This is a genomic window from Mesorhizobium sp. M1423, assembly GCF_040317575.1.
In the GTDB taxonomy this organism is placed as follows: Bacteria; Pseudomonadota; Alphaproteobacteria; order Rhizobiales; family Rhizobiaceae; genus Mesorhizobium.
On the sequence record NZ_JAMYKU010000041.1, the window covers coordinates 1 to 12,046 of the forward strand.

Here is a 12,046-nt window from a genome sequence, read left to right on the forward strand (position 1 = left end):
CGAGGGCTTCGGCGGTGCGTCCACCGAATGCCGGCAGCGGCTGGGCTCGGTACCAGGCCATGGCCTGTTCCTTGCCTCCCGCCCATTCCGTCACGCGGCTGATGATCTCGAGCATCTCGCGCAGACGGCTCTGCGTCTTGGCCGTGCGGCTGCGCTCCAGCCGATAGAGGGTTTCACGGGCAAGCCCGGCTGTCTGAGCCAACTGACCCTTGGACATTCCAAAGCTGTCGGCCACCTGGTCAACGGCAATTTTCCCGGCCCGGTCCATATAGGACAAAACCAGAGGTTCATTCTGCGCGGATATCTTGAGGGCCTGCCCCATGGACTTCCTTGTCATATTAGTAGCCGTGTTCACTGTGCAAAACATATGGCACTTACCGACTGGTTTCAAGCCCGCAGGCGCATGACGTTGCTTGGTGGCTCTGATTGCGTAGACCAGCTTGCGAGCTGCTTGGCACGTCGATCTCAGAACACCACCTTGCCATTCGTCTCCTCGACCGCGCCCGGACCACCAGCAACGGCAGCATTACGCACAAGAATTTCCAGCCCCTAGCCGGTCATTCTTGCCGTCGTGCCATTGGCCTTAAGCGCTGCCATCAGCATGGGTCCGACCGAGAACTGTCCTGCCCTCGCCTTTTCGGTCAGCACGCGCAGATAGCCCCCGGCCGAGTTGATATGCTGCGCCCTTTGCAGGATACAGGCAATCACGATCGCGGCGACCTCCTGGCCCATCACATGGCAAGCCTCCTCATACGCCGAGGGCGACACGCCAAGGTAGCCACGCACCTGGGCGGCGGTGATCATCAAATCGCGCCAGCTTGCGATTCCGTGGGCGGCATAGTCGGCAAGTTCGGGGCAGGCCTTCAGCACAAGTCCTATCGGAAAGCCTTTCGGCTTCTCGGCGTAGGCCGTTCTTGGTTCGACCGTCGCCCTGCTTTGTTCTAAAGCTGGTTCAGATACAAAAGTGGAGTCTGTGTTTGAATCAGATTGCTGCCGCTCATTTTGGGACTCATTGCCGCTAGGATTCGTGGAATTCATGAAGCTTTCCAGCATCATATCCACTTCGTCGTGAAGCAAGGAGAGCTCCGTAACAATCGCTTCCAGCTCCGACGGCCCTGCCCGCCGAGGAATAGCATCCACGATTGCTCTGAACCGCCTCCAAATGGTTCCCCAGTCGCCAGGAGCGCCCTCGTCGATCGCGGCTTCGACCAGCTTGTGAATGTCGCGCCGATGGAGGGTGATCCGCTCCCGCGTTAATTTGAGCGCCCGGCTGTCGGCGCGGACCTGCTCGGCAGCGTCCTGAAACTCCGCGGCCCGTGCAAGCAGTGGCGCCAGCGAGAACCCGAACGCCTCCTCGACTGCGCCGCCCTTTGCCTTGCGAGCGAACCGTTTGCCGTTTGGACTGTCTCGGCGGATGATCAGTCCGCTATTCACCAGTTCGGCCAGGTTCCTGCGCAGCGTGGAATCGGCCATGCCGTGCGCCCGCAGTGACAGCTGCGCGTTCGAAGGATAGACCATCAGCCCGTTCTCTTCGCTGATCTGATCGTCCGGATAGAACGATAGCAGTCCGCTGAGGACGGCCAGGGCGCGATCTCCCACGCCTATGATCGTCTTGCCCTCGCACAGCCAGCGATACACCTGCCATTTCTCGACGGCGGCCCCTTCAGGAATCTTTCGTGATGCCGTGTTCGCTTGCACCAAGGCAAGCGTCATCGGCCGCCGCCCAAAGGGCGTCGTCGCATAACCACTCTCCATTTCCCTCGCCTTTCAATCAGGCAAAAGAAAACTGCTCGTCGAAACGACGCCAACGACTCTTGACAGTGATTCGGGGAAATGCGATTCTCAGCTTGCTACAGACCTGAGAAGGGCTTCCGCGACGGTGACGTTCGGGGGCCTTTTTCTTTTGCGGTTTCAGTCTCCTGTTTTCTTTGCCGTTTCCGATGCCCTGAAAGCCTCGAAAAGCTCGTCGAGCTTGTCGGCGATGAATGCGCCGAAGGGCGATGCATCCTTTGACTTCAAGGCAAGCGTAAACACCTTTCCCGTGTCGGTGATCTTGGCTCGGACCGACTTGTCCTGGGGCACCCAGGCCTTTTCCTGAGGCTTCGATGCGGCTCGCGGCTGCTTCACCGGCGCATTCAAAAAGTCGAACAGACGAGCAAAACGAGCGTCACTGCCCGGTTCGGCGAAATCGGCACTTGTCACGTACTCTGCCGCCCGTGCGGCGGTCCGGGGATGCTCCATGAGCTTGGCAAGCTGCCACCAGCGGTCCCGGCCTATGCTCTTGGCGGCGCCGACGGCCACAATGACCTGCTCGGGAATATTGTTGGTCACGGAGCGCATTTTCGAGAAGGTCGTATCGTCGAGCGCAAGGGCCGACTTCACCGTCTCCGGCGAATGGCCCCGCTTGAGAATGCGATCGGCAAAAAGCGTCCTTTCGATGAAGGACAGGTTGGCCCTGGCAGCATTCTCCTGGCCCTGCGCGATGACATGGTCCTCATCGCCGATCTTCTTGACGACTGCACGAACGGGCCTGCCCAGCTGGCGTGCGACCTTGACGCGCCTGTGGCCGAAGACGGTCTGAAACCGGCCGGAACTATCCGGGTGGGGCCTGACCAGAATCGGAGAATCCTGCCCTCGCTCGCGAATCGCCGCCAGCAGCTCATGAAATGCTTCATCGTCATCGTCCATGCGATCCGAGACGAATGAGGTGTCGACCAACCCCGGATCGAGATCGACGACCGAACTCTTAGAGAGCTCCTCGAATGACTGCATGATCGACCGGGATGCCCCGCGAACCGCATAGCCCGAGACATCCCCGCTGTCGGCGACCGACGTCGCAGGGCCCATCACACTGCCGAATACATCCTTGCGCGCCATTCAATCACTCCGATTCGCAGCTAGTCGGCTGATTTCACGAGCAAAATTTCCACTTTTTACTGCCGTAAAATGCGCCGTCATGACCGCCCCCATGCGCGATGGATGAGCGCGACAATCTCGGAGTTCACCGCATCCAGCGATTCGAGCGCCCGTTCGTAGGTCGAACGGGTAAAAGACGACTTTTCCACCTCGTAGAGCGTCTGTTTCGTCAGTCCTGCATCCGAGATTGCCGTCGACTTGAGCATGGGATTCTCGAGGATCTGGCCGGCAAGCATCGATTGCATGAACCCGACCATCTGTGCCTGGGGAATGTCGGTGGGTTCGTAGCGCGTGATCAGATAGCGGAACCAATCCAGCTCGATCGCAGCACCGGCGGCCTTGATGGTCTTCAATATGCCGCCGAGCATCAGCAGGAACTGGCTCATCGACATCAGGTCGAGCATCTGGGGGTGGACGGTGATGAGAACCGACGTCGCCGCCGACATGGCGGTCAAGGTGAGGTAGCCAAGTTGCGGCGGGCAATCGACCACGACCACATCATAGCGCTCGTCGACCTCGGCCAAGGCCTTTGCAATCCTGGTGAAGAACTGGCGGCCAACGCTGGACGATTTGTCCTGCATGGCAAGCGGCGTGTCGTACTCATACTCCTGAAGCTCGAGGTTGGCCGGGATGATATCCAGGCCCGGAAAATTGGTAGGCACGATGACGTCGGATATCGGCTTGCGCTCGTCGTCGTACCGGATCGCCTCATACAAAGAGAGATTGCGATCGAGTTCCGGCTGGAAGCCATGGAGAGCCGAAAGTGACGCCTGCGGGTCGAGATCGATGGCAAGCACGCGGTGCCCGGTCAGCGCAAGGTGCTGGGCGAGGTGGGCCGCAGTCGTCGTCTTGCCGCTGCCGCCCTTGAAATTGACGACAGCAACCACCTGGAGCTTGTCTCCAGGCTTGCGGTGCGGGACGTATTTTTTTACCTCGGTCCTGCCATGCCGATCCAGAAAATGGCGCAGTTCAAGCATCTGTTCGGCGGTATAGGAACGGCGTCCGGAAGGTATCTGCTCGGGCAGGGGGCCCTTGCCCTCCAGATGGAGGCGCTTGAGATTGTTCTGCGAGACCCCGAGGTAGTGGGCCACTTCCGCCAGCGAAAAGGGACGAAGCGTCTTTGTTGCGTTTGGCGGAAACTTCTCCATGCGGAGCTGGTTAAGCCGCCGCGATATCTCTGCGCCCTGCTCGAGGATCTTGTCATCGAACTCGAAGCGTGGCAGCCGCATGGAGATATTCATTTCTGTCGAAACCTGAATTGGCGCTTTTTGTGAGCAATTCACTCAACAAGCGCCATTAAGCTCCGATTCGGCCGGCTCCGGCAAGAAGTTTTGGGTTAACAAAAGGTTAAAGGCACTGACCGGATTTTCTTGCTGCCAGCTGCTCTTGCCATCACGAAGGCAGCTGCTCGGTTTTTTGAGTACGGTATTGTCTTGCTATCCAAGCTAACGGCATGTTTTCTCTGTCATAAGGATCATATTTTACGGCAGTAAATCAGGCACGCTCAGAGGCGGGATGCAAGTGCCGGCGGGCAGGGCAGGGCAGGACACCGGATCCGATGGCACGTGGCCGGTTGGGTTCGTTGCCGGTTAGGGTAAGCTGCCCAACGCCAGACTGACTCTTTCAGCTCGAGGAGCGGACCGGCTGGGGGCGAGGCCGATATCGGAATAGCCGAGTACAATGAAGACCGTGAGGGGAGACCGTTGAAGGAGTGGGTGAAGCCCTCCTCAAGGCCGAGGTTAAGCCTGATCAACACCGGGAAGCATACTTTCCGGAACGAGACAGCCTCGAGTTCATGGGAGAACGCTCCCCGGTCCATAATGGCGAAGCTCGCTCTCAACACCGTGGCGCACTAGACGTCGAGCACCTGCGTCAGCATGGCGGCAGCGGCCTCGGATCATGGTCGCGGTTGTCCGGAGTTCTTGTGTCCTGCTTGGTGTCCAGTCGACTTTGAAAGACCAGGTCAGCCACCGTTGGCATATTGGCTTATCGCAATGAATCGCTGGCGCACAATCTCGACCCGGCCTTGGGGCCCTCTGATATTGCCTTCCAGAAAGTCGTCGAAATCTGGGGCTGCAAGCATGTCTTTGAACTGGTCGCCGATATAGGTACGGACCTCCTCTTCGGCGCCTTCCAGCTCAGCGACCAACTCTTCTCGGCCATCGACGATCAAAAGTATGTCCTCGGCATCTCGGCTAAAAAGCCGATCGTTCCCACCTCTGCCAAGATATGCCTCCAGCTTCGTCGCGACGAAGAGTGCCGGTGTTAAGAGGCGGATGATGAGCTTATCGTCCAACGGACAATCGACCGCCGTCTCAATACCCGCTTCATACCAACGATTGCTGAATCCGAGGATTTTGGGATCGTCCGGCATGAAGTCGACTTTGATCTGGCCAAGATGCATTCGGCAAATGACACTGTCGTTAGGTGACTCCGAGAAACCCCGCTCTCGAAGCCGTTCCAAGAGCTGCGCCCATTCCGAAAAGCCGGCCAGATCGACAATCAGGTCGACGTCGTCAGTCGCCCTGACATCCTCGAGCGTGATGGCATCGGTTATGAAAAGAGCGGTCGTACGAACACGGACGTTTGCGCAGGTCATCGCCTAGAGCTTCCGCGACAGCCCTGAGCATTGCTAGTAGCTGGCCTTGGATGCTGGTCATTTCTGCGCGAGCCTTTCCGCAAGACGCTCCGCCGCGAGGCCAGCCTCGCGCTGGTTTCCGAGTCTTACCGCGTCCGCAAGGGCAAGATACTCGTACAGCCGATCATCCTTTTGAACGGCTTCAGGTACGCTTTTGAACAACGGCGTCACCGATTGTCCCATGTCGCGGCCGCTGGCACAGGGCCACACATAGATGTAGCTGCCAGCGCTTATTAGCGCGTTCTTGAGGATGGGCGCCGCAAAAGCGGTCGGGATTCCGCGCTGCATTGCTCCGGGCTTCGCTGGAAAAACGAACTTCAACCCGTGCACGATGAAATTCTGCAGGCTCCTGCGGCTCGGCTTCGCTCGGCCCGTGTCTTTGTCCCTGGCCGCGATACCGGATGCAAGACTTCGATTGATAGATGCATTGACCTCCGTCTTGCTTATGCCAAGAGAAGACTCCAGATTGCGCACCGAGTACGGATCCTCGCCCTGCGCTTCTCGGCGCAGAGTTTCGACACCTTTTTCTTTCTCCTGCTCCTGAAGGCTGACGAGCTTGAGCAGGACGACGATGTCCTGGCTTTTCATTTGATTCCGATCCGCTGTCCGCTGTCCGAGGACCACGGACACCTACACGGGCAGTGCGGTTCTGTCAAAGAGTATCAAGAATGCCCGGAGCTCACGTGGGCCAATAAGAATTCGGCCGCATTCAGAATAGAGCAGTGCGCGTTTCAATTTAAGGCGATTCCGCTGCGCTGATCCGTCTTGAATTTCGGCGCCTTCATCGAAAAACATTGCAGTTACTGTTTTTTCCCGAAAAAACATATCGAGTTCCGGCCCAACGTTGCGGAATGCATCATTGCGGATTGAAGCTAATCCCCGTCGAGCGCGCGGCGCAGCAATTCGACCAGGCGTTCGATCGCTTGCCTGTGAGCAGAGCCGGTCGGCCGCCGGGCGAAAAAATCATCAACGCTGATCCAGTTGGTCGCGTCGGTGCTCGTCCCCGGTGCCACACATTCAATGTAAAGATGCAATTCGTCTGGTTCAAAGACAATCATCCACCTTCCGCTGTGGTCCCCCGCAAGTCGGTAGGTCAGTGCGCTCATGGCAGGCAACTCCTCACTGCCAGCTTACCTATCCGCCCCTGAGATTTCCATCGCCAGAAATCGGTATTGAGGCCTCAGGCGAAGTCTGCCGCCACGCTCCGCAAGAAGGCGAGCGTCAACGCGCTCGCCATGTTGTCTCGCGGCCGCGCCTGGCTCCGCAGGCATATCGCCATGCGCCATCAGCTGCGCGGCGCACCTTCCATTGATTCTCGGGTTCTCCCATGCAAGGCCTTTCCACAGGGCAGACGACCGCGCAGGAACGCTTCAGCATCTTCCTGGCATTTGGTAAACCGGACGGCTCTTCGACGCTAAGAACAGGCAAATATCGCAATCCAGGTAAGGTTCCCAGCTATGGCCCGCTCGACCCCGCCACGATCTCAGCATACCGCTCCCTGGGATCTCCCCAATCGGTCCATGTTCAGATGTTATGGCGCTTCGGTTTGATCCGTTCAGAGGGCATGGGAGAGGTGCCCGCCTGTAGGGCAGGAGCTGGGTGTGAATCGGCGTCGAAGGTTGACCCCGTGCAAAGATTCGGTAACGTGTTGATTTGCTGACATGAAATGGAGATTGGGCGGGGTCAGGATCGGCGCCGACGGCGACCCCCACGCGTCGCGAATTTGGACGCAAACTCAGGCACTTATTACTATTTGAGAAGGGGTCGACCTTCGGTGCTGATTCACAGCTGATGCCAATCCTGCGGAGCCAGCTGCTGGGGTGGCGCATCACATGCCCGCGCGCGCGCAACAGGATGCCGACGACATCGCATGGCAAAAGGAACGCGACAGGATTCATGCCGCCACCGCGGCAAAGCATCGAGACCGCGTCGAGGAAACCGCCTCAGCTTACAGGCAGGCATTGGCGAGACCTGCTGGCCGAGACGCCACCATCCCGCGTCAAGCCGAACTTCAGGCAATCGGTCTTGCCGAGTCTGTCGGCCGCGAGGTCGAAGGCTTCGCCTGTTTTTCCGAACGCCCTGCCGTGTGGCAAGCGATCATCCTAGCTGAGGTTTTTCATGATCGCTGCCTCGGCAACGCCCTGTGCAAATCCGTGCCCATCGCCAACCATGTGGAAAAGCGTCGTCCGGCTTGATGTATCGCAAAGCGCTCCTGTCGGACATCGAGGCACCGATGATCGCGGGACAGGTCAAGAACATTGCGGCGATGCTAGAGGGGCAGGGGCCGCTTCCGCTTGCGACATTGGGATTACCAGTCGAGCTGCCATTGTCCGCCGCAAAGCCCAGATGGCCATGCAGGCACAAGGGCGTCGCGAGAAGCAGCTTGAAGAGGCGGACCGCAATCGTCAATCGCGACACGACCGGTTTTGCGTTGACGCGGAAAAGGAGCTGAACGGCTTCGATCTGAGCACATTCCTGTACACCAAACGTGCCGACATGCAAGACATGACGCCTCTCGAATTGGCAGAGGACAGCGAGGTTGGATTGGCCAGCGCGCGCGAAGCGCTATCGGCTTTCCTGTGGCAGCGCCGGCGGGATGCTGAGAAAGCCGAATATCAGGATAAGATCGCCGAACTGGCAAAAGAGCGCCTTCCCCCGAGGACGCCGGTGCGTTTCTGAAGGCACGCGAGGACGATTGCGGCCGAATGAGTCCCCTGCAATACGTCAAAGACGAATGCACATTTCAGAAAGCCTGCGCGAAACTGGCGCAATGGGAGAATCAGTTCGGAAGTTCTCTCTAAAATTCGCCGCGGATGGAGCGCGCCAAGCCAGGCGCGGCGCGCTTTGATCATGGTGGCCGTAGCGCGGATCTGCGCGAATGAGAACAGCATCATCCAATGGACGTGCTATTACGCATGCCGAGCCTGCTGGTAGGGTCGAGGCCACCACGGATCGCCCTCCTGCAATGATAAAGTGAACGAGCGCTGGCCGCACTCCGCAGAAAGAGGGACGATCTGATCCACTGCACGGCCTCTTCAACGGCCTCGATGAGCTGATTAAGGCGAATGATCTCCCGCCGGTCGACAGCCGGCCCAAAGGTTGGCCTCGGCCTCATTGCGCCGGCTTCTCGGCATTCTCAAGCGCCCACAGCGCTTGCTGTCGAATTCGAGTATGGGGCCAGCCAGCCGTACGTTCACAACTTTGGAGGTCACGGAATTATCTCGCATCTCAGATGCGCGATAATCCTTGACATCGTTTGCGTCTTGGCCGAATTATCCGCATCTGAGATGCGAGATAATTCCTTGCTTCATCTAGTTGGAGAGACACTAGACGCCAAGCGCGCCCATCTGCGTGCGCAAGTAGGCGAATTGGTTCAACTCGTCCGCGGTATCTATGTCGATGCTGCGGATGACGTCGAGGCGACGATCCTGGACCACGCGGTTCGGATCGCACGCTACCTCTATCCAACGGCCTACCTGTCATCGGCAAGTGCGATTCTGCTCGGGCCTACGCCGGACGGGCGGCTGTTTATCAGCGGGCGACGCAACCAGCGCACCCGCCTGCGAACACTGGAGATTATTCAAAATGAGGCGCCGGCGCACCCTTCGACCGTGAGCGTCGTGGTCGGAGATAACATGGGGGAGCTGCGCACCGATGCTTCGTCTCCACGACAGCGCTTTCTGGAAGCCTTCCGGCTGCGTAGCGAGCACGCGAGTGCGATAACCGGGCCGATGCGAGCGCAGATGGCTGCGCGTATCATCGTGGAGTTTGGATCGCCGCAAGCCGCTGCGGACGCGGTTTGGGCGCTCGCTCGCGAGAACAGCTGGTATCGGGAAGGGGAGGGGGCAGAACGCTATCTTCTGGCGCGAGCCGACGCCGACAAAATCGCCGGCAACAAGGCGGCATTGGAGTTTCTCGTTGCCTGGCACAGAATCCCGCTCGGACAACTGACCCACGACGGCTTCGAATGGCGATGGAAGCCTGCTGGCCGAACAGGCAGCCCCCCGCTCATTCGCGAGACGATGCCAGGCAAACTGCCGCCATTCATCGAGTCACTCTTGCCGGAGGGGTGGCTCGCTCAGGTTCTGCATCAGCGCGATGAGCGCGACGTGCTCAAATCGGGCAAGCGCTATATGTCGAACATCGCCATCGTCAAGACCCGTGCGGAGCTTGCCAGGCTTCCCGCCGACATTTTGCAGGGCCAGCTCGTGGCCTTCTCGGAGGCCGGCCGCTTCACCGGTCGCTACGCGGGGCCGGCGAGGAGCGAGATCGAGGAAACGTTCGAGCAGAACCTCGCAAGGCTGTTTGCCAACGCGGAGACGCCACGCTTGTCGGGGGCCCAGATCAAAGCTCCTATGTGTTTGACGCTGGAAGGTCTGCTGCTGCCGGCGGTAGAGCAGCCGTTCACTCATATTCTAAAACCTGCCGGCACGGCTGGCTTCGAAACGCTACCCATCGTCGAGTGGCTTTGCCTTGAGCTCGGCAGGGTCGCTGGCTTCGAGGTACCTGCTGCCGCGCTGATCGACATGCCCGATGGCATGCCGCCGGCGCTTGTGGTCGAGCGCTTCGACATCCGACGCAGCCTGGACGATGACAGGATGCTGGCGATGGAGGACTTTTGCTCGATCCTGGACCTTCCGGCCTCCGCCAAATATGACGGTACGATCGAGCGCATGGCACGGGGGCTTCGGCCGCTCTCGACGGACCCGTTGGCTGACCTCGAAATCCTGTTTCGACGTGCCTTGTTCGCCTGGTTCATCGCCGACGGCGACATGCATCTGAAGAACCTTGCTCTGCTCAAAATAGCCAGTCCCGGGTGGCGTCAGTTTGAGACGGTACGATTTGCACCGCTCTATGATGCCGTCACGACCCGGGTGTTTCCTGGCCTCGCTGGCGATCGCATGGCGCTAAAGCTCAATGGCAAGGATGATCGTCTGACACGTCGCGACTTTCTCGCACTTGCTCGAACCATCGATCTGCCTGTTACCAGAGCCGAGGCGGTGCTGGCGGAGATGGCCGTGTGCCTCCGTGAGGCAGCACCGGGCGTGGTGTTGCCCGAACAACCGCGGGGGAGGGCGGCAGAGACGGCCGAGGCCGCCCTGCGTGACATCATTGCAAGGCGTGTCGAGCCATTCCTATGAATGACCCGCAAGCCTCTCGCGCCCGGCTGATGCGCGCCTATGTTCGCGACGTCAATGCCAGGCAAGGGCGCCACACTTTGCCCAAACTTGAGAAAAGGTCTCGGGCCGAACGATCCAGCGACAAGCGCGCGGCTCGGGCCGTAGGGGACAGAGAGTCGGGCGAAGAGCCTATCAGCCAAGTTGGACCAGCGTTTTCGCAAGGATATGAAGTGGTACTGCCTCGACGTCATGTTTTAACGGAAAGCGCTCTGCTCCCGGATAGACAACGAGGCGACGGATAGGATCTACATCTTCGCATGCCAGATGAAAGCCCTTCTCGACTTTTGGCGTGAGGCTGCGCTTAATTTCGATCGCCCAAGGGCGGCTGCCTGGAGGGGTCAAGAGGAGGTCGATCTCGGCGCCGGCGGATGTGCGATAGAAGTTGGCTTCTGTGCCGGACGGTGCGACCGCAATCAACGTCTCAATGACAAAACCTTCCCAGCTGGCGCCGGCCACGGGATGAGCGAGAACGTCCTCGAGGGTTGTCAGTCCAAGCAGCGTATGTGCAATGCCGCTGTCGCGCACGTAAACCCGCGGCGACTTGACCAGACGTTTTCCGACATTTGCATGCCACGGCTCGAGCCTTCGCACCAGCAGGAGATCGACTAGCAGGTCGAGGTACGAGGCAATTGTCTTGCCATCGACTCCGAGGGCCCGGGCAAAGTCGGCAGCGTTGAGGAGGCCAGATTGATGATGTGCCAGCATGGTCCAGAAGCGGCGCAGCGTTTCGGCCGGAATGCGAGGCCCGAGCAGCGGGATATCGCGCTCGAGGTAGGTGCGGATGAAGTCCTGCCGCCACCGCTGACTGGCGCGGTCGCTCGCCGCCAGAAGGCTGTCGGGAAAGCCGCCGCGCACCCACAAGGGGTTCAACTGTTCGGCCGGCACCTCCAGTCCGTCAATCGGATGCATCTCAAGATAGGCGATGCGGCCGGCGAGCGTCTCGCCAGTCTGCCTGAGGAGATCGATGGAAGCGGACCCCAGCAGCAGAAAGCGCCCTGTCTTCTTGCCGCTGCGGCGACCGCGGTCGATCAAGCCACGAAGATTCTGGAACAGGTTTGGAAGCCGATGGACCTCATCGAGGATCACCAACTCGCCCTCATGCTCGGCAAGGTAGAGCTCCGGTTCCACGAGCTTGGCTCTGTCGGCATCGGACTCGAGATCGAGATAGATCGACGGCCGTATCTCGGCTATTTCGAGCGCGAGTGTAGTCTTGCCGACCTGGCGTGGCCCAATCAGTGCCACGGCTGGGATAGTGTCTATCAGTTCGGCGAGTTGCGTTTCGATGCGGCGCTTGATCATCCTCGCAATTATG

General features: G+C 59.4%; 11 protein-coding genes. 3 read left to right on the forward strand and 8 right to left on the reverse strand.

What is annotated here, in order from left to right; translation table 11 throughout:
* From NKG95_RS31565 to NKG95_RS31595, 7 genes are all read right to left on the reverse strand, one after another.
* A partial coding sequence (locus NKG95_RS31565) for a helix-turn-helix domain-containing protein (protein ID WP_353043476.1) occupies positions 1-322 on the reverse strand: 322 nt, incomplete at its 3' end.
* A gap of 227 nt (positions 323-549) precedes the next feature.
* Positions 550-1,755 (reverse strand): plasmid replication protein RepC, encoded by a 1,206-nt coding sequence (gene repC, locus NKG95_RS31570; protein WP_353043478.1) that lies wholly within the window; start codon positions 1,753-1,755, stop codon positions 550-552.
* 156 nt (positions 1,756-1,911) lie between these two features.
* Complete coding sequence (gene repB / locus NKG95_RS31575; protein ID WP_353043479.1) at positions 1,912-2,877, reverse strand: plasmid partitioning protein RepB; 966 nt, start codon at positions 2,875-2,877, stop codon at positions 1,912-1,914.
* Between the two features lie 77 nt (positions 2,878-2,954).
* Entirely contained in the window at positions 2,955-4,157 is a 1,203-nt protein-coding gene (repA, locus tag NKG95_RS31580) for a plasmid partitioning protein RepA (protein WP_023723090.1), read from the reverse strand.
* A 722-nt stretch (positions 4,158-4,879) separates the two neighbouring features.
* On the reverse strand, positions 4,880-5,515 hold the full coding sequence (locus tag NKG95_RS31585; protein WP_353043480.1) for a hypothetical protein: 636 nt from the start codon (positions 5,513-5,515) through the stop codon (positions 4,880-4,882).
* 57 nt (positions 5,516-5,572) lie between these two features.
* Positions 5,573-6,142, reverse strand: a complete 570-nt coding sequence (locus tag NKG95_RS31590) for a hypothetical protein (protein WP_353043481.1) — start codon at positions 6,140-6,142, stop codon at positions 5,573-5,575.
* A gap of 284 nt (positions 6,143-6,426) precedes the next feature.
* Positions 6,427-6,660, reverse strand: coding sequence for a hypothetical protein (locus tag NKG95_RS31595; RefSeq protein ID WP_353043482.1), 234 nt, complete (start codon positions 6,658-6,660; stop codon positions 6,427-6,429).
* 726 nt (positions 6,661-7,386) lie between these two features.
* On the opposite strand from NKG95_RS31595, the gene NKG95_RS31600 reads away from it, so the two are divergent.
* From NKG95_RS31600 to NKG95_RS31610, 3 genes are all read left to right on the forward strand, one after another.
* Entirely contained in the window at positions 7,387-7,749 is a 363-nt protein-coding gene (locus tag NKG95_RS31600; RefSeq protein ID WP_353043483.1) for a hypothetical protein, read from the forward strand.
* Between the two features lie 151 nt (positions 7,750-7,900).
* Positions 7,901-8,233: a hypothetical protein gene (locus NKG95_RS31605; protein WP_353043485.1), complete on the forward strand. Its 333-nt coding sequence runs from the start codon at positions 7,901-7,903 to the stop codon at positions 8,231-8,233.
* Between the two features lie 608 nt (positions 8,234-8,841).
* Positions 8,842-10,695 carry a HipA domain-containing protein gene (locus tag NKG95_RS31610; RefSeq protein ID WP_353043511.1) on the forward strand — a complete coding sequence of 618 codons (1,854 nt, stop codon included), beginning with the start codon at positions 8,842-8,844 and terminating at the stop codon, positions 10,693-10,695.
* A gap of 171 nt (positions 10,696-10,866) precedes the next feature.
* Here NKG95_RS31610 and NKG95_RS31615 read toward each other — a convergent pair whose 3' ends face one another.
* Positions 10,867-12,033 (reverse strand): ATP-binding protein, encoded by a 1,167-nt coding sequence (locus tag NKG95_RS31615; RefSeq protein WP_353043486.1) that lies wholly within the window; start codon positions 12,031-12,033, stop codon positions 10,867-10,869.
* Between the last annotated feature and the right edge of the window lie 13 nt (positions 12,034-12,046).